Source organism: Agrobacterium fabrum str. C58 (assembly GCF_000092025.1).
Classification (GTDB): domain Bacteria; phylum Pseudomonadota; class Alphaproteobacteria; order Rhizobiales; family Rhizobiaceae; genus Agrobacterium; species Agrobacterium fabrum.
Genome location: NC_003065.3, coordinates 150,617 through 176,585, shown reverse-complemented (window position 1 = coordinate 176,585; position 25,969 = coordinate 150,617). Strand labels below are relative to the sequence as shown.

Below are 25,969 nucleotides of genomic sequence, written 5' to 3'. Positions count from 1 at the left end.
AGCGCAGCTTGTGCTCTATTTAGCCAAACTAATTGAGGGTCGGGGGATCTATTGAATATTAGCCCTGTCACCAAAGGTTAAGTTGGTGACAGGGCGTATCGCTGACACGGGGTGGCGATAGTGTCAACGACCAGGGCAAAATGCCAATACCCCAAAAGAAGTCCGATGAACATCCGCTCTGATCGCAAGGTTCATGCGAAATATGCGACCTGCTATCCAAGAAACCTTGGCGTCCGGATCATGAGTACAACCTTGGCGTCATTTTTTGCGCATTTAAACCGGACGTTCGGTGCTCAAGCGCTTAGCTTCCTCGGTCCGAAGCGCATTGGGCCGGTCAGTACTCACTTGCCTATCCATTTCCAAAGGAGGTTGGCATTGACCCCATGTTCGAGCGCAAGTCTCGATACCGATGCCCCCGGCTCAAGGCAGGCTGCGACAAGCCGCTCCTTCGATACCGGATCAAAACGACGTCGCCCGTTCCGGCCTATAAGCCTCACACGCAGTTTCTGATCATCTTCCATGATTTGGCGTCCACCTCATTTTAGGTGGACACCAAATGCCTCAGCTCATTCAACGGAAAAAGGTGCGGGGTATTGCGCGCTTACCCTAAACCGCACCCGCACTTGGCGACTTGCGAGCTGAAAAATTCGTGAGATTATCTGCCGTTTCCAATGGATTGCCGAATGGCAAGTGCGTCGCGAATTCGGCGAGCAATTCAGGCGGAAAATGAGTTTTTCGTTCGGCATTGCATCCAACGCCGAGAGAGCCTTGTGGGATGCCAGTCTGCTGCTTTTCTCCCTTCGTAGATCAGCCTCCAATATGGCTCCGGCTCTACCACTTGGGCCTGGTCGGCCGAACCGCTTTCACGATACATTTGAGATCGCACCCTCGTCGAGGCAGGGATTCGTTGAAGGATGCGGAAAGAAACCTCATGAATTGAGCTTTCATTGCTATCACCCGCAATTATGCCGCTAAGATGAAGGCCTGCAGCTCATCTTTGCCCCAGGCTCCTCCCTTGGCGATGCCTGCCCGAAGGCCTCGGTCATCGACCAACATGGTCGACTCTCAATCGCGAAATTCCCGAAGGAGACCAACGACTACAGCATGGAGAGCTGGGAAGAGATCGCGCTGCGGCTGGCCGGCCAGGCAGGTATCGCCACTCCTCGGCACGAGTTGATCGACCTCGCCGGCAAGGCCGTCATGTTGTCGCGACGCTTCGATCGCGAAGGGGCGATCCGCACCCCGTTCCTGTCGACGATGGCGACGATGGGCGGCGAGCGCGGCAGCTCTCCGGAGATCGTCGATGCCCTTGCTAAACACGGCGCCCAAGGTAAGACGGACGCCCATGTCCTCTATCGGCGTGTCGTCTTCCATGTGCTGATTTCCAATGTCGACGATCACCTGCGCAATCACGGTTTCCTGTGACTGGGAAAGGCGGACTGGTCGCTCTCGCCGGCATACGACCTCAAACCCGTTCCGACCGATCTGAAGGCTCGGGAGCTGACGGCGAACATCCATCTCGACGAGGGCACCTGCTCGCTCGATCTGCTGGAAGCCGCGTCGGAGTTTTTCGCGCTCTCACGCTGCCGCAGGCCCGCGCGATAATCAAAGAGGTCGCGACCATGACCGCAACCTGGCGCGATACCGCCAAGGCGATCGGCGCCCGCTCAGCCAAGATCAATCGCATGGCCAGCGCCTTTATTTTAAAACGAGCGCTTGCGCTATGACGAGTACCTTTTTCATACTCGAACCACCATCTGCAAATTGCCTCGCCGGGCAGATTAAGCCAACTCTGATTGGCGTCACACAGGAGTCAGAGATCACTATGGAGCGAAGAAACTCAACCCGTGACTGATCGCGCACTTGTAGGCCAAGCTGGTACCTTTTCTCTCGTAGCTTGGCATGTTGAATACGACCATAGTCAGTTCGGCGTCACCGTCCAACCGGATTTGGTAGCGAAGAAACTGAAGAATAGGCTTACCGTCACGATCAATCGTAAAGTGCTGATCCGCAAAAGCGAGGGTGCCGTCAGAAGTGATTCTATACCCATCTATGCGAATGCCTCCGCGCGTCTTCGTCGGCGGTGTATCGTCGGTCCCCGGAGTACACAAACTTAAATCGACCATAACGTCCACTGGCTTGCCGGTAGTCAGTGCAAGCGCAATCTCGGGAAAGGTTGCTAGTACATGACTATCATTGGCAGCGTTTGCAGCCGTAGCCAAAAGTATCCCAAACAGGGTGGGTAGCATAAGTTTCATAGGTGATCCTATTTAGATTGACTAAAAGAAGGTAAGCCATTCCGATACTATGGAATTGCTGTTACGTTGAGCTTTGAGATGAGGAGTCAGTCGCCTAGCAAGCCCTGCCTTGCAGTCGCCCCGTCTGCTTGATGAGAAGCAATCTCTCAGCGCGGACGATGATTCCACTAGGATGGCGTTTTCGGCATCTCCATGTTTCTGTTTGGTATGAAGTGTTGAGGGCGGCGGATTCCCCTGAAGCTCCGAGCGCCATGAGGCGATCCACGCGCTCATTCGCACGCGCTCCGGTGCTTCGAGACATTGCAGTTCACGGACAGCAAAACGCAACCCCGGAGGCGGGCCGCGCCGTTGCACTATCGCCACTTTGAGAATTTTCAGGCCCCGTATTCGCCTGTTTATTTCCGCGCATGGACAAGGCTCCGAAACCGTCCTCTTTTCCAAAGGCTGCACTCAGGGAAGATCGGCTCAATTGATATCCCTTTGCATTTTTTAGTTCAGTGCAGTCGACGTTGCATCACCGTGTTGCACCAGATCGCAACCAGAGGGGTGGGGCCGGATAGGTAATGCTTTCCAACCTAGGCGTTTTAGGCCGCAGCGTGAAACCGGAAAAACCGCTGCGTCTACCATCCCTATCACGTCCGGTTGACACGGCCCCTTCAGACGAACGTAGGGTCGGACGTTTTCAGAAGGATTTCAGAAACGCCGGCGAAAGCTTCATTTGAAACAAATGGGGCCGTACATTCGAGACCTGATGTCCCTTCAGAATTTGCGAGGGAAGTGATACGGGATCAAACAGCATTCGCGTCATGGGGCGGTTCAACTAAAGACGTCCCCAAAAGTCCCGTCAGCGGCAAGACGATGCGATGTGTCAACTTACAACAGCGCGGTGGATCCAGGAAATTATCGCGATAGTCCAGAGCGACTTCTGTCACGTGAAGAAGCGTCTAGCTCGGCTCGCGTACGGTTGTAGACCTCATTGATATTTTTCTCAAAGCTTTCGTTCGTCGTTAGGAGTCCCACTGCATTTGGACCGCCTCTTGCTAACGACGCACTATATCTCTCAATTGTCTCAATTACTGTGTCTACAGCTCTGACCTCAGGCCCCGCCGCGTCCCTATATCGTCTAGGATTTGCGTCCATGGTTTTTTGAACCTCGAAATCGGCTATGGCTCGGCCAAACAGGGGAGACAGCCGCGGACGGCTGCTCCTCTCTTGTTGTATGCGAGCCAGTTGATCCGCATTTAGGTACTTTTCGCCTTGGACCAGCACGTCGACCGCAGGGCATTTCTGGCCCATATTCCAGGTCAAAGGGGGTTCTAGCCGCAAAATTTCGATAGAGCGTTCGATAAGTCGCGTCTTGTTTGCTTCACCAAGATCATTCAAGTGTTTTATGACACTAAGAATTGCGTCGCACTGAGCAGATTCAGGCAAATTGAGTATATTGGTGACAAATCTCGATTTTCCCGCTTCAGACTGGAACTTAAGAATTGGGCCAACGGCTCGCGTTCTGGCCGTCGGAGAGGGTCGGTTCGTCTCCCACTCAGGTAATTGATTTCCGGGAATGACCGTATCGAACACGGTTTTGGCGGAGGCGCCAATTCGTTTCATTCGCGCGTGATATTTTCCGACGGGATCACTTGTAACGGCTTCACGACCTGCACGCCCTGTACGTTCCAGGCTTCCAAGATTTCGTGCCGTTTCTACCGGGTCCTGGGTAGGAATATAAGTTGCCACCTTAGCCAAAAGCTCGGGAGGCATATCCCTATTTGTCGATGTAGAATGGACTTCCGTACGGGACGCTTCGGATTCATCACTTAAGCTTCGTTGGCTGGGCTCCATCGTGCATGCTCCTTCTTTCTCTCAATCGGTCGGAACCTACTGTGATAAAGAGAGAGCCTCAATTTTTATTGTATTACTTTTGCAATTAACAACCTGTGATTCAATTGACCTGGTGAAAATGCACGATGTTGAAGTAGTCATTTTCCGAAACCAAAGCTTGAGTAGTGTCTTAGCGCCGTAGATGGTCACCCTCACGTTTAAGCGCCAAGCGATTCCGATTGCCACAGGCGGAATGATATAAGAAAATAGCTTATGGTCGATCTTATAGAGTAATATTAATCAGACTATAGCATGATTTTTCTCCTAACGCACATGCTGCAGGCTGACTGATTATAAAGAGAATCTTTACATTTCGATTCTCGAATAAGATACCGAACCACGTCGAAACGGTCGCATTCCTGGGGGCAGAACAAGATTAATGCGAAATCGTACGCTCTCATGAGCGATTTAGGTTTTCCGGGCGCATTTAAACTACCCCGTTTTCGCGAGGTCAGTCAATTGATGCAGCCTGTGCACGGTGCTGGAGATGGCGATCCGAACCGATGGTTATCATACTCTCATCCGCGGATTTTCACCGCCTGACCATATTCGATGCGGGCTTGCCTCTCTCTAAGGACGGATATCTATCCCAACGTAAGTCGAGGGTTCCCTGTTCTTTGGCCGTCATCTCCAGCATGCTGCACAGGCAGAAAGGTGCGGTACGTCTCGGGCTATGCTGGGATCGGCACGTGCCGGGCAATATCCCAGATAAAGCCAGCAAGTTCGCGCGCAATAGCGGTCAGAACACGAGGTTGTGGTTTCCCGGTTTTTGAAAGGTCCCGGTACCGCTTGCACAATCGCGTCTGCGCTTTCCAGCCAATATCTTTAATCTCTTGAGGCTGATGCTGACTGCGCTTCAAAAAAGGATGTCTTTCTCGAGGTGGGTGTCGATACGACAACTAGCTTCAACCATCATGGTTCGGGCCAGGGCATTACCTGTCTTTGTAATGCGCCCCCGTCTGACTGTGCTGCCGCTGGAATGCTCACTTGGCACCAGCCCCAACCAGGCCATGAGCTGGCGTGGATTGTCGAAGCGGTTGATGTCGCCGATCTCTGCGGCCAGTGTCGCAGCGATGATCGTGTTGACGCCGTGCAATGATCGCAGGGCATCGACCAGTGCACCAAAACGCCAATCCTTTACAGCATCTTTAATGGCCTGATCCAACGTGGCGATGCACTCTTCGATCTGGCGGATGGTTCGCTTCAGTTCCTCAAAAGCCAGTTGCTGATGTGGAAAGCGGAATTTGCGCAGCTCATTGACCCAGCGCCAATGGATTTTGGTCCAGTAAGTAGGTCGATTGTAGCGAAGGCCATGCCGCAGCAGAAAGCTCTGGAGCTGCTGTTTTGCAATCTTCAGCGCATCCAGGGACTGTTTGCGGGTTCGGATCAGATCCCGCATAGCTTCCTGTTCTTCATCCGGTGTCCAGACCGGGGTCAATTCGCCTGCTCGCCACAGCCGCGCCAGCATTTCCGCATCGCGTCGATCGGTTTTGATCCGGTCGCCTGCACGACGAGGGATCATGGCCGGAGAGACGACAGCACAATCAAATCCAAGCTTCGTGAGCAAGCGATGCAGACCGTATCCGCATGGGCCTGCTTCATAGCAGAAGATGGGTTGGGTGTTTGCGGCAACAAGCCGCTTGGTGAGACCTAGAACACTATCTGCAGTATTTTCAATCACACCGTGAAATCGGATCTCTCGATTCCGACCGTCGTCAGCAATGGCGACAGCTATCGTGTCAGCATGAACGTCGAGGCCTACATAAACTATTTTCTCCATGGCTTTTCCCTTCGAAACCAATATTGGCTCAGCAAGGAAAACCTAGCGGCTTTACCGCCAAAAATCGCTCATCTGGTCTAACCGAATTCGTGCATATTTCCCGTAGTTTGCGGCCTGTGCTGAATAAGAAGTTTTAGGGTGAAATGCTATTTAAGACTCAGTTTTGGGAACGGATATCCATCTCGATCATCACTTTCCCGGCCAAACGTACGATTTCGCACTAATCTTGTTCTGATCCCTTTCTACGGCTTAATGCCAAGCGACAGTGGTTACGATTATATAAGCGTAACCGGTAGACTAATCGGTCCGCGGAAGCCGAAGCCGCGCCATTGCACCGCGTCCGGGTTAGTCAGCGTCATGTTCGGAAAACGTTCAAACAGCGTAGGCAACATGATCGCCCCGACGGTTTGACGCGAGATTTGCGCACCGGCACAGTGATGCGGCCCCGAGCCGAAGGACTGGTGCGCATTATTCTGGCGGAAGACATTGAAGCGCTCTCCGTCGTCAAAGACATCTTCATCACGATTGGCAGAGGCTTGGATGGTCATCACGGTATCGCCCTTCGGGACAAGAAAACCGCGAATTTCCGTGTCCTCCAGGACGAGGCGCGAACTCGCCTGGATCGGAGCAACCCAGCGCACGCCCTCCTCGAAGACTTGCCCCCAGCACTGCTGCCTCTTAACCTCCTCGAACTGCTCCGGATTGGTCAGCAATCCATAGATGATCGTGCCAAGAGCGTCGCGAGGCTCGTTGATGCCTCCGCCGACGGCGATTTTGATGTTGGCGTAAATCTGGCTCATGGGTATGGGATCAGACGCGGTCACCATGATCGCGAAAGCCGAGGGGTTCGGTTCCGCCCGGTGCTTTTCGACCAAGTTGTCGAAGAGCCGGTTCATCTCCGCATTGGCTTCGTTTGCCCGCTCGAAAGGCTCAGGCCGCCATCCGAAGTTGCCCGCCCCTTCAATTAGCCGCTGCGACCAACGTATCATTTCTGCGTCGGATGCTTCGCTAATTCCAAGGATATGAGCCAGGATACGGGCAGCCACCGGGCCGCAGATCTCCGCGAACAGATCTACTGTGCTGCCGCGGGAAAGGCGATCAAGATACTCGTTTACAATGTCCCGATAGATCGCCGCCCAATGCTCCGCGGTCGTTTTGGGAGCAAAGGCCTTAGCCATGGCCATTCTTTCGCGGGCGTGTTCCGCGCCGTCCTTGCGCATTAGAGTATGGGCCTGGAAGGCCGGCTTCATTGGCGTGTTGGGGTCATCCGAACTGAAGCGCCTGGGCTGATCCTTCACCATCTTCGTATCGGAGGCCTTGGTCAGAAACGTTCGCATCACTGAGGCGACCCGCACCACCGGGGTCTGCGCGCGCATTCGGCGATAAATCGGATAGGGATCAAGTGTAAGGTCGTCGATTGTGGTTACGCGATCCACTGGTGCCAATTGCATTGGGAGTTCTCCCGGTTCATTTAATCCTGGCTGTGATACTCAACCTCATCTCCGTCAACCGAACGGAACGGTGACCTCACCGATCGACGCCCAGATTGACTGTCATCCCCGTGGCGCGCCGTGCACCCCCGTGACCTATCATCCGTGGCCAGTCGCCTGTCACCCTAAGGCTCGGCGCGCGGCGCAGAAGTGTTCTAAGTCCTTCTTGCAATTCAATCCGCGCCAGAGCTTCGCCGAGGCACCGATGCACACCCGCGCCAAATCCGAGGTGCCTGCGCATTTGTTTGCGTTTTATGTCAAAAAGCTGAGGATGCTCGTAGTGTCTCTCGTCCCGCAGGCCGGACATGATGCTTAGGGCTAGGAAACTTCCCTTTGGCAATACGTACCCATCCAGATCAATATCTTCGAGCGCCAACCGCGGGAAAGACCCAACTGATGGCTCGAAGCGAAGCCCTTCCTCCACTGCGGCCGCGACGCCGGATTGATCGTGGCATAGAGAGGACCAGACAACAGGATTTTGCAGCAAAAGAGTCGGCAGCATCACCATCGCGTTACGAGTTGCATCGCTTCCGGCGAGTATGAGAAACACCAATTGCATGATCTCCTCGATGGGTGAAAGCGTTCCTTCTTCCCGCACCGCTTTCAAGTAGCAAGAGAGGAAGTCATCGCTTATACGTCGGCTGCGATCCGCTACCACTGCCCGGACATAATCCTGGAGCTCGACGGCAGAAGCCTCAATCTCCGGAAAATCGTCTTCTCCCCACGAAGGACTTAAGCAGCGCGAAACGTTGTAAACAAGTCGTGTGAAGAAAGGTGCATCCCCAAATGGCAAACCAAGTACACTGGCAATCGTTAGCGCAGGCAATTTCGACGCGTACATTTCAGCAAAGTCAAAATCGTCAACTCTCGGTACATCGTCCCACAAATGCTCCGTTAACTTCGTGATCTCCGGGCGTAGCGCGTCGATCATCCGGAATGCAAAGGTCTTCGCAAAGGCTGAGCGCCGTTTCACATGGACCTCGCCGTTTGAAAAGAGCATGCTGTAGCGGATTAAGTCGAAAACGGCGCCGCGGGTTACGCCTCGATTTAACATGAGTTCTGTTTCTATTTGCCTCGTACGAGGATCGGTGCCCAGCAGAAAGATATCATCCGCGCGGAGAACCAAAAAGACGCCGTCCTCCCTCCGAAGGAACGGGCGCTTAGGTCGCCATTCAGCAAAAATTTCATGGCCTTCAGAATCAAGCCTGCTTACAGGAACAGCATCAGGATCGAGCTCTTTTGGCTGCGTGGCGTTTTGAAACTGCTGGTCGGTCCCAGAAATGCTGCTCGTGATCATTTTTACATACTTTCATCGAAGTCGATACCAGAATCGACGTAAACCGTATGGGAATTCAAAGCCTTAGCTTCAATAATAAGCCTTCGGTTTAACGTAGCAACAAAAGATATGTCGACAAATTTGAATCTCGTTTCATCTGTAATATGGTCGAAATTATATTTCCGGCTTTGGTGCTTGAGGCGCTCGTCGCACAGGCCGCAGGCTACCGTCGACCAACTTTGTCCGTCGCGGAATTGGTGGAAAGCTGTAGGGATTGCGCCTAAGTTTGCCGCAAAGGCATTGTCCATTTTAAGCACAAAAGTTAGATGTGCGAATTCCACTCTGAACCCGGCCGCCATTCCAATCATTGACCGGCCACCGTTCCGATCTGAAGCCGGCCACCATTCCTATCAATAACCGGTCAGTTTCCGGCACTCAAGTTCCCCTGGGTCAGCAACATTGGCATGTGTCCCCTCGATATCCACGAGGGGAATTTAATGCCTGCAAAAAGAAAGCTGACCATGCGACACATACGACAAATGCTGCGGCTTGCGGGTAGCGGAACGAGTAGCCGCGAGATCGCTGTAATGCTTGGCATTGCTCGCAGCACCGTGCAGGACAACTTGAAGCGGGCTGCGATGGCAGGGCTGAGTTGGGCCCTCGCCAGCGGCCTGACAGACGATGTTCTCGAGGCCAAGCTCTTCGTTCACCCCGGCGTCAAGCGGGGCCAGCGACTGCGCCAAGAGCCCGACTGGGGACCGCTTTCAATCGAGCTGAAGAAGCCAGGCGTGACGCTGCTGATTCTTTGGGAGGAATACCGCAGCGCCCATCCGGATGGGTATGGATATAGCCGTTTTTGCGAGCTGTTCCGCGGCTTTGAGAAGCGCCTGTCACCGACGATGCGCCAGGAACACATCGCCGGCGACAAAGTCTTCGTTGATTATTCCGGCAAGAAGGTGCCGATTGTCGATCGCAAGACCGGTGAGATCCGCGAGGCGGAACTGTTCCTCGGCGTGCTCGGCGCGTCGAGCTACTGTACGAGAGGAAGATCGGTGATCTTGGCGAGTTGCTTCGCAAGCGTGGATTTTCCAGCACCTGGGCAACCGACGATCATGACGCGTTTCATTTCCTGTCCCCCGTTTGAGGCCCTACCAGCTCCTTTAGTTGGAACAACAGCAATCGGTCAGTTCAACTTGCAACGAGTTCTTGCAGCTTTCGCCAGGCAGAAGCAAAGGTCTGTCCTGTGCCAGGTCGGTGCGGGGTTCGACGCCGAGCGCAAACACTCCAGACTGATAAGCTCTCCAGATAGCAAGCTTGTTCAGTTGGTCGCGAGTGAACGTCAGGCCGACGGATATGTCGAGTTCACGGTTGCTGACAACGATCGGATCCGCTTCCGGAATCTCTAGGCTATCGACCGAGTCGACGTATTCGCCGTAATCGTCACTTGGCCGAGGTGGATCCACGACCAATTTTGCCGCAAGGAGCTCAGGAAGACCCGTGATCTCGAGGTTCTGATCCAGAAACGGATAGCCGTAGTTCAGGTGATAGATTATTGCATGTCCAGACGGGCGAAACCCCCGGTTTGTCACTGTGTCGTCAATCCGCAGCGCCTGACCAAAGACTGGTAAAGTGATCCTCCGTCTCAGCTCCAGGTTTTCGCCGAAGACACTTGCCTGCCTGACGATCCCCTCACAGAAGATCTCACCGGATTCTGGGTCCACGTCATATCCGACCAATCTTGCTTTTTCGGTCGAGATTCGGCCATGCTGAGGCATGCTTTTCGTCTTCAGGTGCGGATGATTATAGTGGGCAATATCAACTTCCAGAGGACGGCTGATGTGGTCGAGCCCGCATGTCACAAGGAAGCCATCGAAGTTGCGCATGAAAGCCCAGCCGCCTTCGGAGCCTGGATCAACCATTGGAAAACGCATCTGAGTCGGCGAGTTCCAACCAATATTGGTCCCCCTAAACGAAAGGCTGGAAATATCGAAGCCGCGATCCAACGCCACTTCGAACGCAATTCCTGTTGCATTTCGAGCGATCAACAGCCGTTGGCCACGCGCCGGACCGTCCTCGAGGGTCGCCAGCCGGATATCTGCTATGGCTCTTAGGTCGGGTGTTTTCTTGAGAAGTTCGATGTCCATGTCGTCCTCAATTGTGTGGGTCACTGCTGTCGCAGCTTTAAAAGCAGTTGTTTGAGCTCCGGCTCGATAACCAATCCAGAAGCTTCCTCCGGAGAAAACCACCTGATCTGGCGTTGTCCTTTCTCGGGGAAATCATCCTTCAGGGTCGATACGGTCAGCAGGTGAACCTGAACCAGACAAGGGATGAATTCGTCATGTGATACCTTCTTGTCATATCGGTAGTGACCATACGGGTTTTTGCAGACTCTTCCCCGCACGCCGGCTTCTTCCCAAGCTTCCTCCCGTGCGACTCGATGAAGCTTTTTCCTGCCCTCCGACCAGCCCTTGGGGATTACCCAGCGGCCAGTTTCGCGGCTGGTGATCAGAAGCGCTTCCATCTCGCTGTTAACAAGGCTTGTCGAGCGTACGCAAATCGCGCCGCATTGGTCCGCGTCGACCAGTGGCGATCTGTGACCGTTATTGTCAGAGGCGCGCCGCATTATGCGGCCAGCGCCACTTTATCGAGCAACGGCTTCACCTTCTCCAGGAAGTCGTGGCTGCCACAAGCAAACCGGAGTTTGGCCGACAAGTCGGTCCTGTCCCAGTCGATCGTATCCGCAACACCCAGATTGCTCAAAATAGGCAACGCTGCCATAACGTCCCACGTCGAGTCTCCCAATGAAACGTAGCCATCTGTCTCGCCCATGGCCACCTCGACCATCGAGAGTGTCGCAGCGCCGCAGAAACGGAAGCTGATATTGAGATCATCCGAGATATAACGGATGACTTCGAGCCTGTCCGCTGTCGAAGCCGAAGGATGGTAGCTGAACCCGGTCGATGCACGCGACATATCGAGCGGCGGAAGTGGCTTGACCGCCATGCCGTTGAGCTTCGTCTCCACCGTTTTCCCTCCAACAAACATCAGGTTTCGGACTGGAGCGAAGATAACCCCGAATGTAGGACGCTTGTTTTCATAGAGACCGATGGAAATTGCCCAGTTCTGACCGCCGCGGACGAAATTGAATGTTCCATCAATCGGATCGATCACCCAGATACGACCTGAACGCCCTTTGATTTCGCCCCCTTCTTCTCCAAATATGCCGTCTGCGGGAAACGCCTCCCGCAACTGCGCGATAAGAAATGTTTCGACCTCCTTGTCCGCCTTCGTCACAAGATCGAGATGTCCCTTGGTCTCGACCGACAGGCTCGATAGGGAGCGGAAATGAGCGAGGGCAAGGTCGCCTGCCTTGCGCGCGATCTCTTCCACAATCGAAGCTGTTTCTCCTGCGTGAGAGGTCGATGTGTCCCGATCAGCCATTTGCACGGTCCTTGAGCCTGGCGACCTGTGCGACGTCGTCTCCGAGCAACTGATCCAACTGACCTTCACGAACCCACTGAACGAGCTGCGTTTCCACGTCCACGCCGTACTGCGCGAGTTTTTCATGGTACCCCGTCGGTAGGTAGCAAAAAGCGGCAAATCCCTCGTTGTGGAGTTGGCGGGCTTCACCGCTGGCGAAATGGTAGATCTCGATGTTCATGGCATCGAGATTGGCCTGACGGGCAAGGGCGGCTGGATCGATGAGGCGCGAATGCATCAGGCCAACGGTCGGTACCTCGGGAATTGCTTCCTTGACGGCCTTCAGCTGAACGTAGTCGAAGGAAGAGAACTGGAGGAGATCCGCACAGCCCAATTCATCGATGAGCGTCCTCAACTTTGGGAAGAAGACGTCGTTCGCGTCGTAGATCTTCAGTTCAAGCTGATAGATAATGCCAAGCTCACGGGCGAGCTGAAGCGCGTCCTTAAGTAGCGGCACACGCTCTCCGACAAACTCCGAACTGAACCAACTCCCTGCGTCGAGTTTCGACAACTCCGAATAGGTCATGTCGTGAACGATGCCGTGACCGTCTGTTGTGCGGTCGACGGTCTTGTCGTGAATCAGCACAAGTTCTCCATCGCGGGTAATTCCGAGATCGGTTTCGCATGTGACGTTACGTCCGCCGAATTCAAACGCCTTCCGAAACGCCGCGAGCGTGTTTTCGGGCGCGCCGGCGCTGTGGCCGCGATGGCCGCCCAAGCGGATCGTCTCCGGTGTCATTCTGAGAGGGTTCATTTTCATTCCTTTCGTTTATCGCAGGCGCGCGTCGAAGCGATCGCGCAAGTAGTCGCCGAGCAGGCTGATGGACAGGGTGGTGAGAACAATAACAACGCCGGGCAACGCGATGAGCCACCAGGCAATCGCGATATAGTTTCTGCCGTCTGCGACCATCAGCCCAAGGCTCGTTTCCGGCGGTTGGATCCCAAGCCCAAGGAAGCTCAATCCGCTTTCGAGCAGGATGATATCCGGGAAATTCAGGGTGATTTGAACGATGAGCGGACCAGCAATGTTTGGAAGGACGTGGCGCACATAGATCCGAAGCGATGGTACGCCGACGATGCGCGCCGCCTCCGCATATCCCTCCTGGTTCGCACTCAAGACGAGGCCACGCGTCAGCCGCGCATAACGCTCGAATGATGCGACACCAACGAGCATAAGAAGTATCAGCGGGCTTGACCCGAGAAACGCCAGGACACCAAGCGCGAAGATTATAAAGGGCACGGAAGCCTTCGCGTCTGCGAAGCCCATAATGAGATTGTCGACCCAGCCACCGAAATGTGCCGCAAGAAATCCGAGGGTCGTCCCGATGAACGCGCAGATGAGAGAACCGACAAGAGCGATCATCAAAGACGTCTGGGTAGCGACCAGAATGTTGCTGAGCACGTCACGACCGAGATAATCAGTTCCCAGCAAATGTCCCGGCGCACCCGGCGGCGCAAATCGCGCCAGAGGTGACTGCTGCAGATAGTCGAACGGTGCCAACCATTGCGCCGTGATGTCCACGAAGACGACAACCGCAATCCAGATCAGGCATAGCCAGATACTGATCGGAATGCGGCGGGCAGATTTCAGGAATTGCCGCTTTGGTAATGAGAGTGTCGTATTAGCCATTTTTTTGAAGCCTGATTTTCGGGTTCAGCACCGCATAGAGAACATCGACGATCAAGTTGATCGTGACCATGAACGCCGTGAAGAGAAGGATCATTGCCTGAACGACATTGAGATCGCTGAGCGTGATTGCTCGAACAAAACCGCTACCAAGCCCGGGCCAGGCGAATACGGTCTCTACGATAGCCGACCCCCCCAGCAAGCCAGCTGCAACGAAACCCAGCATGGTCACCATCGGGATCGCCGCGTTCGGGAGCGCGTGGCGGATAACCACTTCCCACTTGGGAATACCATCGGCGCGAGCCGCTGCGATATAGGGCTGTTCCAGAACTTCGATCAGCGCGGAACGCGCGAAGCGCGCAATCGCAGCCGCATTGACAAGACCGAATGTCGCAACGGGCAGGATCGCATGCTGCCAGGTGGAACTTCCCGAGCTCGGCAGCACACGAAACCAGACGGCAAACACGAAGATGAGCGTCAGTCCGAGCAAGAAATTTGGTACGCTATAGCCGAGAACAGCGCCTGCCATGACGGATTTGTCGGCGGCACTGTCGCGGCGGACTGCTGCGATGATTCCCGCGGGGATACCGACGAGTATGCTTAGCACGAATGCTGAGATCGTCAGCGTCAATGTCTTGGGTATACGTTCGGAGATGACGGTGAATACCTCACGACCGTCGGCTGCCGATACCCCGAAGTCGCCTCTGAGCGCGCTGGCGAGATAGATCAGGAACTGTTCAGGAATGGATCTGTCCAGGCCCCATGCTGTTCGGAATGCTGCCAGCGCCTCTGGCGTCGCGTTCTCGCCCAACATGGCCCGAGCTGGATCTCCACCCAACCTGAGAATGATGAAGACAAACGTCACGGTCAGCATCATGACAATGATCGCTCGAACGAGGCGTGCAAGGATGAAACTAATCATCGCGCCACCTCCATCATCTGCGCCGGATCAGTCTGCGCGACTATAGATCTCGGAAACTCTTCCGCTCTATGGCACGCTGCCAGTTGCCCGCCCGCAGGCCGAAGCAGCGGCGTTTCTTTCGCACATCTTTCGATTGCAAAAGGACAGCGTGACCGGAAGGCACAGCCAGTCATTACCTTGCCAGCGTCGAGTTCCCCCTTGATCGGTGGTTCAATATTGCGGACCGTCGGGTCCATAGTGGGGACGGAGGCAAGCAATGCGCGGGTATAGGGATGGCGTGGCCACGCATAGACAGATTTGATATCGCCGGTTTCGACGACGCGGCCAAGATACATCACGACAATACGATCAACGAGATGGCGAACGATGCGCAGGTCGTGGGTGATGAACACATACGCCAGATCAAGCTCCTGCCAGAGCTGCCGAAGCAACGCAACGACCTGGGCTTGCACAGAAACGTCGAGCGCAGATACCGCCTCATCGAATACGACCAATTTGGGGTCGAGGATCAAAGCTCGGGCAATAACAACTCTTTGTCGCTGCCCTCCCGACATCTGATGTGGATAGCGGTTCATCATCGCGCTCGAGAGGCCGACCCGGTCCAGCATGGTTGCCGCCCGATCACGCGCGCCCGCGCGGTTGGCAACCCGGTGAACCCAGACGGCTTCAGCGATTTGCTCGCCGATCGTCATTTGTGGATTAAGGGCGGACAGCGGGTTTTGCTGAACCAGGGAGGTCTCCTTTCGGAACGTCGACCAGTCTCGCGCGCTACGATCTGTGTGCGCGAGTCCTTCGAACAAGACCTCTCCCTCGGTGGTGGAGGTCAAGCCGAGCAGAAGTCTACCGAGTGTCGATTTCCCGCTTCCAGATTCACCGACGACACCTACCCGCTCACGCGGCGCAAGTTCGAGATCAATTGAATTAACCGCCACATGTACCGATGGCTTTACGAAAAGCCCGGATTTCAGGCGAAAGACCTTGGTGACCCCGCGGGCCTGAAGAAGAGGCGCACTCATGGGCTCACCGGATGGTAACAGGCCGCGTCATGGAACGCGCCGACGTTGACAGGCCCGGGAAAGCTCACGGAACATTGTTCGCTCGCGCGGGGACAGCGTGGGTGATAATAACATCCGGCAGGCAGGTTATCGAGAAGAGGAACAGAACCCGGGATTGGTACTGGCGGCTCCAGGTCGTCCGCATCGATCGTTGGCATGCAGCCGATCAGGGCGCGAGCGTAAGGATGCGCTGCACGCTCCAACAATTCCGCAACCGGCGCCGTTTCGACGATCTTTCCGCAATACATGACCGCCGCACGATCCGCGAGGCGGGCGATCACGCCGAGATCGTGCGACACGATCAAAAGCGCCATGCCTGTTTCAGATCTGAGTTCCTCCAGAAGATGAAGGATCTGCGCCTGCGTCGTGACATCGAGCGCTGTCGTGGGCTCGTCGGCGATCATCAGCTTGGGCTTCGCAGCGAGCGCGTGGGCAATCATGACGCGCTGGTTCATACCGCCCGAGAACTCATGAGGATAGGATCGCAGCCGACTTTTGGCGCGGTCGATACCGACACGTTCGAGAAGACGCATGGCCTCGAGCCGTGCATCGTTGCCCTCCAGACCCTGATGGCGATAAAGGCTGCTCTCGAGATAATAACCGATCGAATGAACCGGATTGAGGCTGCTGGTCGGGTCCTGATAGATCATGGCAATAGCCGGCTTGCCATCAGCCTTTGGTCCACTGTCCAGCTCAATAGTTCCGCCCGTCTGCGAAATCCCTCGCGGCAATGCCTTGGCTATTGCGTAACATGTCATGCTCTTTCCGCAGCCCGACTCCCCGACGAGTCCAAGCGTCTGCCCTGCATCCAGTGAAAAACTGACACCGTTGATGATTGTGATATCGCGCGCCGGCACCTGAACGATCAGGTCGCGAACTGTTAGTAGATTTGACAACTTAGGCTCCTCCAGGGCGACGCGCACATCTCGCGCGCGCCGCCTTCTCGATTAACGAGTTCAGCCGAAGCTGAGATTGTTGCGGAATTCCATCATCTCGAAGCTCACGGGCTTCCAGTGGACATCCTTGCGCGCGGCATAAACGTCATACGGCTGATAGAGAATGACGGCTGGCGCCTCCTCTTCGAAAATGTCCCGCATGCGATTGTAGGCGTCGAAGCGCTCCTTGCCATTCGGCAGAACCGTGACCTTCTGACATAATTCGTTGAACTCGGCCGGCGCCTTCCAACCCCAACGCTTTTGAACCTGACCATTCGGCCCGAATTCGGGGACGATCGTGGCGTAGGCATCGGTCATCCATTGGCCGTTGGACCAGTTTCTCATCCAGGTCTGGTTGTCCGGGGGGAAGCTACCCGGTGCGTAGGTTTTCATGACCACGTTCACACCGATCTGCTTCCACATTTCGATCATCATCATCAACGCAGGCATGGCGTTGGCATAATAGTTGCCCATCGTGTGATAGGTGATCGGCGTTCCATCGTAGCCGCTCTCCTTGACGAGACGCTTGGCCTCCTCGACATTATATTCCATGGCCTTACGCTTTGGATCGAAGGTTTCCCCATAGTTCGGGAAATTGAAGCCGGCCGGGATAGATGCTTGTTTCTTCCAGAGCGCTTCAACCATGATTGGCCGGTTGACAGCCAGAGCAAGAGCGCGCCGAAGCTTCTTATCCTTGAAAACTTCTTGGTTCATATTGAAGGTGAACATGTGGAAGTTTTCGATGAGCGTCCCGCGCGTTTCGAGGTCTGGATAGCTATTTATCAGCTGAATGTCGTCCGGCGTCAGGGTAGTGATGATATCGTATTCACCGCTGATCAGACCCGCGACGCGTGTGGCTGGCTCTGCGACGATCTGGTAGGTGATCTTCGATGCAGTCGGCTTTGGACCCCAGTAGGCGTCGTTGGCTTCCAGCACCACACGGTCGCCGGCAACAAATTCCACGAACTTGTACGGGCCTGTTCCAACGGGCTTGTTACCGAAATCTACTGCTCCCAGTTTCTTGTAGTATTCTTTGGGAACAATGCGGCTCATCCAGGATGCGACGAAGGTCTCGATGAGATAGCTCGGGGTCTTTGTGCGAAGTGTGACTGTGTATTTGTCCTCGACCACGGGCTCATCGAAATCAAGCGAATAGGATTTCCCAAGCGGGATTTTCTTGATCGCTTCGGGACCCCAAAGGCGTTCGGAAGAAAAGGTGTATGCGACATCGTCCGCGGTCAGTTCAACACCATCGTGGAACATGACCTTCTGCCGCAGCTTGAAGCGAACCGATTTCTCATCGATGCGCTCCCAGCTCTCGGCAAGTGCCGGAACGAGGTCGATGGCATTGCCGGGAGCTCCCTTCGCGAAAAAATCGCGCGCTATCAGCGTGTCGAATATCTGGTTGACGATACGCGGGCCGACATTGCTGATTGCATTGACCGGCTCCAGCGAGTTCGGCAATCCGTTCACACCCAGGCGAAGCGCCCGGCGTTCTTGCGCGAAGGTGAACTTCGCACCGGCAGTTGAAGCGACCGCTATCGCCGCGGTGCCCATCATAAAATTCCTGCGATTGGTCTTAAGCATGTGGTTTTCCTCCCAGCTCTGTTGAATGAGGCTTTAATTCGCGCGCGGCCGTCGAACCTAGTTCGCAACAACGAACTTCTTCCGCAGCTTTTCCGGTATTGTCTCAATGATGGTTCGGGTTCCAGAGTCGGTGACGATCACGCCGACATCCTCGATCCTGGCCGTCACCGAGAGGCTCGATTTTGTGAATTTCGAATGATCCGCGACGACGATCACGCGGCTCGAAACTTCGATCATGGCGCGAGCGACACTCGCGTTCACGGGCGACGACGTACAGATCAATCCGCGATCAACATCGATCGACGCCGCGTTGAGAATGAGTTTGTCGACATTGAACTGGCGGATAAACTGCTCCGCCAAAGGGCCGCGGAAGGAGCGGTTCGTTTCGGTATACTCGCCCCCGACCGAATAGATGCTTTTGCCCTCCCCTCTCGTCAATTCCTCGACAATGTCGAGACCATTCGAGATGAAGGTGAGGTTTCTGCGGTCAGCGAGCTTCTTGGCAACTTCCAGCGCAGTTGTACCGGCGTCCAGAAGAACCGTGTCACCCTCGACGATCATACCGGCAACGACTCCGGCTATGGCCGCCTTCTCCGCCCGATTCCAGACGGCGCGGGCAGCGTTCGGCTTGTCCTGTGTAACCTGCGTGACGCTGACCGCACCGCCGTGAGTTCGACGCAAGAGTCCGGCCTCGTGGAGTTCGCTCAAGTCGCGCCTCGCAGTGGCCACCGAAATCTGGAAGTGCTCCGTCAATCTGCCGATAGCCAAAAACTGCTCATCGCGCAAAAGCTCAACGATTTTCGCCTGGCGGTCCTGAGTTGAGTTGAACACCAACGCTTCCCTTCCAACAAGAAATGGTCTATATCGCTCATACTATGAGCGTAATCGTTCTTCGTCAAATGAAAGTTTGGTGACAGTTTTGTTGCAACGCAACAATACATTACAAACGATTACGCATTGTTGGGGATCAAGAAGCTTCGGGTAGCTAAGCGGAAGCCTTTGTTAGTGTGATCGAAATCGCTCACTTTCGCACCGCACCAAAATCGTAAGCTTCTAGGAGGAGTGATGACTCATTCAATGTCGAACTGCCGTCAACAAAACCGGCGCGGATCAGCGCTACTCCGCACGACCACAATACGAAACCAGTTGGAATTCATCTTGCCTGCGATACGGCGCGGGCAAGATGCCGGTGGGCAGCTCTCCTCCCTGCTCGCCCACCGGCACCCTCATCAACCGCAAGCTGGACAAGGTCTGCGACGAGAACCGCTTCCCTCTCGAGACAAATCAAGACGGCACCCGTCTGGCCGATCTCTGTTGCGAGCAGCCGCTTCGCTGATCAAGGCTTACTTCCAACAGAATTAGCGAGAGGCGCGACTTGGAATCGACAATCGTTCTCATAAATCTCTGCGGCGCCGTCGCGTTGCTGCTGTTCGGCCTGGCCCAGGTGAAGGACGGAGCCTCCCGTGCGCTTGGGGCCAGATTGCGAACGGGCCTCGCCTCCGGCACGAAAAGCAGCGCCCGGTCGTTTCTATCAGGGTTCGTCGCCACAGTCGCGCTTCAGAGTTCTACAGCGACGGCGCTGATGGTCTCCTCGTTTGTGGAACGAGAGCTTATCAAGCCTCGCATGGCGCAGGTCGTCCTCCTCGGCGCCAATGTCGGAACGGCGGTCACCGCCTGGATCGTCGCAACGGGCATCGAATGGGTGTCCCCTGCCCTACTCTTCGTCGGCATCATTCTCTATCGAGGCGGTTCGACCTCCAGGCAGGGCGCCGGAACAGCGTTGCTCGGTATCGCGCTGATGCTGCTGTCACTACACCTACTCAGCAACGCGACCGAGCCGCTTCGCCATTCGCCGGCGCTCGCAGCGTTTATCGGCCTGCTTGAAAACGCCTGGCCGGTCGCGATGATCTTTTCCGCGGCCATCGCATTCGCGTCATCTTCAAGCTTGGCTGCGGTCGTTCTGATTTTGTCGTTGACCTCCACCGGAATCCTCTCTGGCGGGCTTGTCGTAGCGCTGGTTCTTGGAGCCAATTTCGGTGGCGCAATACCTCCGGTGATCGCGTCGTTATCAGCATCGGCGGCGGCCAGGCGGGTCACACTAGGCAATCTGATTGTCCGGGCAATCGGCTGCCTGCTGATCCTGCCAGTGGCCGATATTTTGGCCAGCTGGCTTTCGATGTTGCCGGTCCCAGCGTCCAAACTTCCCGTGGACGCGCATCTCGCGTTAAATATCGGCCTGGCTCTCCTGGCCATGCCGTTTTCCCGCCTTCTTGCACGGTGGATGGGGGTCCTCATCCCCGCGTCCGAACAGGCTGACAACACACCGAAATTCCTCGATCCGGATGAGCTATCAACACCAGTCGTAGCACTGACGAGTGCTGCACGCGAAGTGCTTGGCGTTGGAGACCTGATCGAAAGAATGCTCTTGAGAGTGTCGGACGCGTTCCAACAGAACAACGCCGCGAGATTGAAGGATATTGCGCAGCTTGAGCGCCAGGTCGACCGGTTACAGCAGGAGGTCAAGGTCTACTTATCGAAACTCGGCCGTACTGGACTGTCGGAAGACGAAGGCCGACGCTCGATCGTCATCATCGACTACGCCATCAACCTCGAACATATCGGGGATATTGTCGAGAAAGGTCTGCTGCCCGAGGTCACGAAGAAGATCGCCCACGGTTTGAAATTCTCTGATGACGGCTTCTCCGAACTAACACAACTCTTCCAGCTCACCGTCGATAATCTCCGGATCGCACAAACAATCCTTATCACCCGGGACATCAATCTCGCGCGTCAGCTCATGGAGCGGAAAGTCGAAGTCCGGCACATGGAAAAACAGTCTTCCGAGCGCCACCTGGAACGTCTGCGCGACGGGCGCACCGACAGCCTTCAAACCAGCTCGCTTCACCTCGACATCTTGCGTGATCTCAAGCGGATCAACGCGCATATCGTCTCGGTTGCTCACCCGATCATGGACGAGCAAGGATTACTGGGCGAGAGCCGTCTCATCGCGGGCGGCTCTGCAGACTGAGTGAAAGAAAATCAACTCGTCCTCGTAAGACGACACATACTGGAAATTGAAATGCAAAACAAAGTGCAGTTTATCACCTATGTTGACCGCCTGACCAGAGGTGGTTTCAGGCAATTGAAGGAACTGGTCGATGGCAAGTTCGCTGGCCTGTTCGGCGGCGTCCATGTCTTGCCTTTCTTCAATCCGATCGATGGCGCTGATGCCGGATTCGATCCAACAGATCACACGATCGTCGATCCGCGCCTCGGCGACTGGGAGGATGTGCGGGCTTTGTCGGGATCCGTGGAAATCATGGCCGATCTTATCGTCAACCATGTCTCATCGCAATCCGGCGCATTCACGGACTTCATTGCCAAGGGTTCGGCGTCCGAATTTGCCGACATGTTCATGACGTTCGATAAGGTATTTCCCGATGGCGCCACCGAAGAAGACCTTCTGAGGATCTATCGACCGCGCCCCGGTTTACCGTTTTCGAAGGTGACCCTGGCTGATGGTACTCAGCGGATGCTCTGGACAACCTTCACACCGGAGCAGATCGACATCGATGTCCACAGCGCCAAAGGCACAACCTATCTCGAAACGATCCTCGATCGCTTTTCGGAGGCGAATGTGACGGCGATCCGCCTCGACGCCGCGGGATACGCGATCAAGAAAGCGGGCAGCAGTTGCTTCATGATCGACGATACCTACGCATTCCTCGAAGAAGTGGCTGGAAAGGCCCGCAACCGCGGCATGGAGGTTCTGGTCGAGATTCATAGTTATCATCGTGACCAAATCGAGATCGCGAAGAAGGTCGACCGGGTGTACGATTTCGCACTACCACCGCTCATCTTGCATGCATTGTTTACGGGAGACGCCACGCCGCTGGCAAAGTGGCTGGCAATAAGCCCCCGTAACGCGATCACCGTTCTCGACACCCATGACGGGATTGGCGTTATAGATGTCGGTGCCCATAGCGACGGCCGGGCGGGCCTCCTCGAACCCCAGGCGATCGACAATCTTGTGGGAGAGATCCATAGGCGATCGGATGGCCAGAGCCGCCAGGCGACGGGGGCCGCTGCATCGAATCTGGACCTTTATCAGGTAAACTGCACCTACTATGACGCGCTTGGTCGCAACGATAATGATTATCTCATCGCTCGGGCAATTCAGTTTTTTGCTCCAGGAATTCCGCAAGTCTATTATGTCGGTTTATTGGGCGGCGTAAACGATATGGACCTGCTCGCCAAAACGGGCGTGGGGCGTGACATTAACCGGCACTATTACGGCAACGACGAAATCGGTACGGCCCTTGAGACGCCGCTCTTCCATCGCCTTTCAAATCTGATCCGTTTCAGGAACACCCATCCCGCCTTCGGTGGAGCGCTCAAGGCCACCATTGCTGATGCCGGAGCGTTGGTGCTTTCATGGCAACACGGCGATGCTTTTGCTGAATTGAAGATCTCATTTGCCGACCGCAAGGCGAGCATTGCCGCATCTGGTCAGAGCGAGATGCAGATCGTCGAGTGAACTGCACGCAAGTGCCGCTTCCCCGGCTCGATAGCATGTACAGGGGGATAGTACGGATATTCGTGAAGCGTTGGAGCATGTATGCCTCGTGGAAAAATGCTTCGGCTCAGCCTGAGTTGTCTGGGTAAAAGAGGATGAAAGCAGATTCAGCCCGGCGGTCGGCTGCTGGGAGCAAACGTTAGAGTAGGCATCGCACACCAGCATATGGGGGTATGGAATGCAGCACTGGCTGGACAAGTTGACCGATCTTGCCGCAATTCAGGGCGACGAGTGCATCCTGAAGGATGGCCTTGCCGACCTTGCCGAACATTTCGGCTTCACCGGCTATGCCTATCTCCATATCCAGCACAAACACACCATCGCGGTCACCAATTATCATCGTGACTGGCGATCGGCTTACTTCGAGAACAACTTCGACAAGCTCGATCCGGTCGTCAAGCGCGCGAAATCCAGGAAGCACGTCTTTGCCTGGTCCGGCGAACAGGAACGATCGCGGCTATCGAAGGAAGAGCGTGCCTTCTACGCGCATGCGGCCGATTTCGGCATCCGCTCCGGCATCACCATTCCGATCAAGACCGCCAACGGATCAATGTCGATGTTCACGCTGGCGTCGGAAAGGCCGGCGATCGACCTCGACCGTGAGATCGACGCGGCCGCAGCCGCGGGCGCCGTCGGGCAGCTCCATGCCCGCATCTCTTTCCTTCAGACCACTCCGACAGTGGAAGATGCCGCCTGGCTCGATCCGAAAGAGGCGACCTATCTCAGATGGATCGCCGTCGGCATGACAATGGAGGAAGTCGCAGACGTGGAGGGCGTCAAGTACAACAGCGTCCGTGTCAAGCTCCGCGAGGCCATGAAGCGCTTCGACGTTCGCAGCAAGGCCCATCTCACCGCCCTCGCAATCAGAAGAAAGCTGATCTGAAAACGTGACAGACAAACCAGGGGAGAGGAATGATGTCAGTAACTTCCTATACGTTCTACACCTATTCTCAGGCGACTGCCGATGATCAGGCGCACTGGCTGCACGGGCACACCACCGTTCAGTTTTTCGATAGCCTGGAAGCGGCCCGGCAGGAGTTAGTCAAGTTGCACGAAGACCTAAGCCAGGATCTCGACCTCACGTGGCGTCCGCTCTATCTCGAAAAAATCGAGACCCGGGCCGTCACAAAAGAGCTGCTGCTGTCTTTGCTCAATCGCAACATGGAAGCCCTTATCGAGCGGCACATGATTGTTGATACAATCTCCTCCTTCTCTTCGAGCGCTTTAAGCGGGCATAATTGATGGATGCCAGTTCCATGTTTAAATGAAGATTAAACATCGTATGCAACTATTCGCGCTCTGCCGCGACCTTCGGTCCGGTAAGTATCCTTGGGAGGTCGCCTGGTGAATATTCTCAATCGTGGTGCCAATGCATGCGCGGTACTTGCTGCCCTCTCTAAGTCTCAGGCCATGATCGAATTCGATCTGTCCGGCAGGATACTCACTGCCAACGACAATTTCTGCCGGGCGCTTGGCTATGAGCTATCAGAAATTATCGGCAAACATCACAGCATGTTCGTTGAACCGGCATTTGTGAAATCGGCAGACTATAAGGCGTTCTGGGCGAAACTCGCCGCCGGCAACTTCGACCAGCAGCAATATAAGCGCATCGGCAAGGGCGGCAAGGAAGTCTGGATCGAGGCGTCCTATAACCCTGTCATGCGCCGTGGCAAGCCGGTCAAGGTTGTCAAGATCGCCACCGACATCACCGCCCAGAAGCTGAAAGTTGCAGAAGATGCCGGCAAGATCGAGGCTTTGTCGCGGGCGCAGGCGATTATCGAGTTCACGCCGACCGGCGACGTCCTGACCGCAAATGAGAATTTCCTGTCCGCCCTCGGATATTCTCTGAGCGAGATCCAGGGCAAACACCATTCGATGTTCTGCGAACCATCCTATACCGCGTCGCCCGACTATCGGAATTTCTGGAAGATGCTTGCAGGCGGGGATTTGATGGCGGACGAGTTCATGCGGCTCGGCAAGGGTGGTCGCAAGGTCTTTATCCAGGCATCCTATAATCCGATCTTCGATATGAACGGCAGAGTTTTCAAGGTCGTGAAATTCGCGACCGACGTGACCACCCGGGTCGAAAACGTCGAACAGCTCGCGGGCTGCCTGAACAGTCTGGCGGACGGTGACCTGGCGCAGCAAATCGAAAAACCGTTCATCCCCTCGCTCGAACGTTTGCGCACCGATTTCAACGCCGCCTCCGACAAGCTGAAGCGCGCGATGGCGACTGTCGCCGACAACGCCAGGGCGATCTCCGCGGGATCCAGCGAGATTCGGACCGCCGCCGACGAGCTGGCAAAACGCACCGAGCAACAAGCCGCCTCGGTCGAGGAGACCGCCGCTGCGCTCGAGGAAATCACCACAACGGTCAAGGATTCCAGTCGTCGGGCGGAGGAGGCTGGCCAACTCGTTGCACGCACCCGCGAACATGCAGAGCATTCCGGGGAGGTGGTGCGCGACGCGATCGGCGCCATGGATCAGATCGAAACGTCCTCTCGCGAGATCTCCAACATCATCGGTGTCATCGATGAGATCGCGTTCCAGACCAACCACCTGGCGCTGAATGCCGGTGTCGAAGCGGCCCGTGCCGGCGAAGCGGGCAAGGGATTCGCGGTCGTCGCGCAGGAAGTCCGCGAGCTCGCGCAGCGATCGGCCAAGGCCGCCAAGGAAATCAAGACGCTGATCACCTCGTCGGGCAGCCAGGTCCAGAGCGGGGTATCGCTTGTCACGAAAGCCGGTTCCGCGCTGCAGGAAATCGCAACCCAGGTCCACGACATCAACACGAATGTCGTCGCGATTGTCGAAGCGGCACGCGAGCAGTCGAACGCTCTCGGTGAGATCAACAAGGCCGTGAACAGCGTCGATCAGGGAACGCAACAAAACGCCGCGATGGTCGAGGAGCAGACGGCGGCCAGCCACAGCCTTGCTCGCGAGGCCGCCGCGCTATTCGAGCTGCTGGAGCATTTCAGGTTCGATGATAGCGGCCGAACGCAAGCGTTTGCTGGCCAGGTTCATCAGCCATCCGTCGCGCCAGTCGCCAAACAGTCGACCCGCGCTGCCCAGGTCTTCGCTGCGTAGGGTTCCACCGCAGTCGTTATC

General features: G+C 55.6%; 22 protein-coding genes and 3 pseudogenes. 7 read left to right on the top strand and 18 right to left on the bottom strand.

All coding sequences use genetic code 11. The features are described 5' to 3' along the window. Positions 1–344 precede the first annotated feature (344 nt). Positions 345–521: pseudogene (locus ATU_RS23765) on the bottom strand (transposase); the annotation flags it as partial. Positions 522–975: 454 nt separating this feature from the next. On the opposite strand from ATU_RS23765, the pseudogene ATU_RS23760 reads away from it, so the two are divergent. Beyond that, positions 976–1,727, top strand: a pseudogene (locus ATU_RS23760) (type II toxin-antitoxin system HipA family toxin); the annotation flags it as partial. Positions 1,728–1,823: 96 nt separating this feature from the next. Here the strand turns inward: ATU_RS23760 and ATU_RS23755 are convergent. From ATU_RS23755 to ATU_RS23675, 17 genes and pseudogenes are all read right to left on the bottom strand, one after another. Further along, positions 1,824–2,258, bottom strand: coding sequence for a VirK family protein (locus ATU_RS23755; protein WP_010891509.1), 435 nt, complete (start codon positions 2,256–2,258; stop codon positions 1,824–1,826). Between the two features lie 900 nt (positions 2,259–3,158). Further along, entirely contained in the window at positions 3,159–4,097 is a 939-nt protein-coding gene (locus tag ATU_RS23750; RefSeq protein ID WP_010891511.1) for a hypothetical protein, read from the bottom strand. A gap of 710 nt (positions 4,098–4,807) precedes the next feature. After that, positions 4,808–5,916 (bottom strand): annotated as a pseudogene (locus ATU_RS23745) (IS110 family RNA-guided transposase). 275 nt (positions 5,917–6,191) lie between these two features. Further along, a complete protein-coding gene (locus tag ATU_RS23740; protein ID WP_010974909.1) occupies positions 6,192–7,367 on the bottom strand; it encodes a cytochrome P450 in 1,176 nt (391 codons plus the stop codon). Between the two features lie 76 nt (positions 7,368–7,443). After that, positions 7,444–8,703 carry a cytochrome P450 gene (locus ATU_RS23735; protein ID WP_010974908.1) on the bottom strand — a complete coding sequence of 420 codons (1,260 nt, stop codon included), beginning with the start codon at positions 8,701–8,703 and terminating at the stop codon, positions 7,444–7,446. A gap of 2 nt (positions 8,704–8,705) precedes the next feature. Further along, positions 8,706–9,050 (bottom strand): hypothetical protein, encoded by a 345-nt coding sequence (locus ATU_RS23730; protein WP_045231714.1) that lies wholly within the window; start codon positions 9,048–9,050, stop codon positions 8,706–8,708. A gap of 662 nt (positions 9,051–9,712) precedes the next feature. Beyond that, positions 9,713–9,808 (bottom strand): AAA family ATPase, encoded by a 96-nt coding sequence (locus ATU_RS23725; RefSeq protein ID WP_323131629.1) that lies wholly within the window; start codon positions 9,806–9,808, stop codon positions 9,713–9,715. Between the two features lie 34 nt (positions 9,809–9,842). Beyond that, on the bottom strand, positions 9,843–10,826 hold the full coding sequence (locus ATU_RS23720; protein WP_010974785.1) for an aldose 1-epimerase family protein: 984 nt from the start codon (positions 10,824–10,826) through the stop codon (positions 9,843–9,845). A 20-nt stretch (positions 10,827–10,846) separates the two neighbouring features. After that, complete coding sequence (locus ATU_RS23715; protein WP_233278960.1) at positions 10,847–11,203, bottom strand: NUDIX hydrolase; 357 nt, start codon at positions 11,201–11,203, stop codon at positions 10,847–10,849. Positions 11,204–11,304: 101 nt separating this feature from the next. Beyond that, on the bottom strand, positions 11,305–12,123 hold the full coding sequence (locus ATU_RS23710) for an inositol monophosphatase family protein (protein ID WP_010974906.1): 819 nt from the start codon (positions 12,121–12,123) through the stop codon (positions 11,305–11,307). Beyond that, positions 12,116–12,916: a glycerophosphodiester phosphodiesterase family protein gene (locus ATU_RS23705; protein ID WP_010891519.1), complete on the bottom strand. Its 801-nt coding sequence runs from the start codon at positions 12,914–12,916 to the stop codon at positions 12,116–12,118. The genes ATU_RS23710 and ATU_RS23705 overlap by 8 nt, the downstream gene beginning before the upstream one ends. Positions 12,917–12,931: 15 nt before the next feature. After that, the gene (locus ATU_RS23700) at positions 12,932–13,792 is read right to left on the bottom strand and encodes an ABC transporter permease (RefSeq protein ID WP_010974905.1); all 861 of its coding nucleotides are present in this window, start codon (positions 13,790–13,792) and stop codon (positions 12,932–12,934) included. Continuing rightward, positions 13,785–14,711, bottom strand: a complete 927-nt coding sequence (locus ATU_RS23695; protein WP_010974904.1) for an ABC transporter permease — start codon at positions 14,709–14,711, stop codon at positions 13,785–13,787. Before ATU_RS23695 ends, ATU_RS23700 begins: the two co-directional genes overlap by 8 nt. Beyond that, positions 14,708–15,727 (bottom strand): oligopeptide/dipeptide ABC transporter ATP-binding protein, encoded by a 1,020-nt coding sequence (locus ATU_RS23690; protein WP_010974903.1) that lies wholly within the window; start codon positions 15,725–15,727, stop codon positions 14,708–14,710. Before ATU_RS23690 ends, ATU_RS23695 begins: the two co-directional genes overlap by 4 nt. Beyond that, positions 15,724–16,662, bottom strand: a complete 939-nt coding sequence (locus ATU_RS23685) for an ABC transporter ATP-binding protein (RefSeq protein WP_046033426.1) — start codon at positions 16,660–16,662, stop codon at positions 15,724–15,726. Before ATU_RS23685 ends, ATU_RS23690 begins: the two co-directional genes overlap by 4 nt. A 60-nt stretch (positions 16,663–16,722) precedes the next feature. Next, positions 16,723–18,288, bottom strand: a complete 1,566-nt coding sequence (locus ATU_RS23680; RefSeq protein ID WP_010974902.1) for an ABC transporter substrate-binding protein — start codon at positions 18,286–18,288, stop codon at positions 16,723–16,725. 57 nt (positions 18,289–18,345) lie between these two features. Further along, positions 18,346–19,122, bottom strand: a complete 777-nt coding sequence (locus ATU_RS23675) for a DeoR/GlpR family DNA-binding transcription regulator (RefSeq protein WP_010974787.1) — start codon at positions 19,120–19,122, stop codon at positions 18,346–18,348. 355 nt (positions 19,123–19,477) lie between these two features. Between ATU_RS23675 and ATU_RS23670 the strand changes: the two genes are divergently transcribed. The 6 genes from ATU_RS23670 to ATU_RS23645 all read left to right on the top strand — a co-directional run bounded on the left by ATU_RS23670 (position 19,478) and on the right by ATU_RS23645 (position 25,948). Beyond that, complete coding sequence (locus ATU_RS23670) at positions 19,478–19,624, top strand: hypothetical protein (protein WP_162936978.1); 147 nt, start codon at positions 19,478–19,480, stop codon at positions 19,622–19,624. Positions 19,625–19,663: 39 nt separating this feature from the next. Further along, positions 19,664–21,316, top strand: a complete 1,653-nt coding sequence (locus ATU_RS23665; protein WP_003523851.1) for a Na/Pi cotransporter family protein — start codon at positions 19,664–19,666, stop codon at positions 21,314–21,316. Between the two features lie 51 nt (positions 21,317–21,367). Further along, the gene (gene gtfA / locus ATU_RS23660) at positions 21,368–22,825 is read left to right on the top strand and encodes a sucrose phosphorylase (RefSeq protein ID WP_010974901.1); all 1,458 of its coding nucleotides are present in this window, start codon (positions 21,368–21,370) and stop codon (positions 22,823–22,825) included. 217 nt (positions 22,826–23,042) lie between these two features. Continuing rightward, the gene (gene traR / locus ATU_RS23655; protein WP_010974900.1) at positions 23,043–23,747 is read left to right on the top strand and encodes an autoinducer-binding transcriptional regulator TraR; all 705 of its coding nucleotides are present in this window, start codon (positions 23,043–23,045) and stop codon (positions 23,745–23,747) included. Between the two features lie 29 nt (positions 23,748–23,776). Beyond that, a complete protein-coding gene (locus tag ATU_RS23650) occupies positions 23,777–24,106 on the top strand; it encodes a hypothetical protein (RefSeq protein WP_010974899.1) in 330 nt (109 codons plus the stop codon). A 102-nt stretch (positions 24,107–24,208) separates the two neighbouring features. Further along, the gene (locus ATU_RS23645; protein WP_010974789.1) at positions 24,209–25,948 is read left to right on the top strand and encodes a methyl-accepting chemotaxis protein; all 1,740 of its coding nucleotides are present in this window, start codon (positions 24,209–24,211) and stop codon (positions 25,946–25,948) included. The last annotated feature ends 21 nt before the right edge of the window (positions 25,949–25,969 follow it).

Bases quoted from the DNA above. Each gene is read 5' to 3' on its own strand.
- ATU_RS23755 (WP_010891509.1), bottom strand. From the start codon at position 2,258: ATGAAACTTATGCTACCCACCCTGTTTGGGATACTTTTGGCTACGGCT.
- ATU_RS23750 (WP_010891511.1), bottom strand. From the start codon at position 4,097: ATGGAGCCCAGCCAACGAAGCTTAAGTGATGAATCCGAAGCGTCCCGT.
- ATU_RS23740 (WP_010974909.1), bottom strand. From the start codon at position 7,367: ATGCAATTGGCACCAGTGGATCGCGTAACCACAATCGACGACCTTACA.
- ATU_RS23735 (WP_010974908.1), bottom strand. From the start codon at position 8,703: ATGATCACGAGCAGCATTTCTGGGACCGACCAGCAGTTTCAAAACGCC.
- ATU_RS23730 (WP_045231714.1), bottom strand. From the start codon at position 9,050: ATGATTGGAATGGCGGCCGGGTTCAGAGTGGAATTCGCACATCTAACT.
- ATU_RS23725 (WP_323131629.1), bottom strand. From the start codon at position 9,808: ATGAAACGCGTCATGATCGTCGGTTGCCCAGGTGCTGGAAAATCCACG.
- ATU_RS23720 (WP_010974785.1), bottom strand. From the start codon at position 10,826: ATGGACATCGAACTTCTCAAGAAAACACCCGACCTAAGAGCCATAGCA.
- ATU_RS23715 (WP_233278960.1), bottom strand. From the start codon at position 11,203: ATGGAAGCGCTTCTGATCACCAGCCGCGAAACTGGCCGCTGGGTAATC.
- ATU_RS23710 (WP_010974906.1), bottom strand. From the start codon at position 12,123: ATGGCTGATCGGGACACATCGACCTCTCACGCAGGAGAAACAGCTTCG.
- ATU_RS23705 (WP_010891519.1), bottom strand. From the start codon at position 12,916: ATGAACCCTCTCAGAATGACACCGGAGACGATCCGCTTGGGCGGCCAT.
- ATU_RS23700 (WP_010974905.1), bottom strand. From the start codon at position 13,792: ATGGCTAATACGACACTCTCATTACCAAAGCGGCAATTCCTGAAATCT.
- ATU_RS23695 (WP_010974904.1), bottom strand. From the start codon at position 14,711: ATGATTAGTTTCATCCTTGCACGCCTCGTTCGAGCGATCATTGTCATG.
- ATU_RS23690 (WP_010974903.1), bottom strand. From the start codon at position 15,727: ATGAGTGCGCCTCTTCTTCAGGCCCGCGGGGTCACCAAGGTCTTTCGC.
- ATU_RS23680 (WP_010974902.1), bottom strand. From the start codon at position 18,288: ATGCTTAAGACCAATCGCAGGAATTTTATGATGGGCACCGCGGCGATA.
- gtfA (WP_010974901.1), top strand. From the start codon at position 21,368: ATGCAAAACAAAGTGCAGTTTATCACCTATGTTGACCGCCTGACCAGA.
- traR (WP_010974900.1), top strand. From the start codon at position 23,043: ATGCAGCACTGGCTGGACAAGTTGACCGATCTTGCCGCAATTCAGGGC.
- ATU_RS23650 (WP_010974899.1), top strand. From the start codon at position 23,777: ATGATGTCAGTAACTTCCTATACGTTCTACACCTATTCTCAGGCGACT.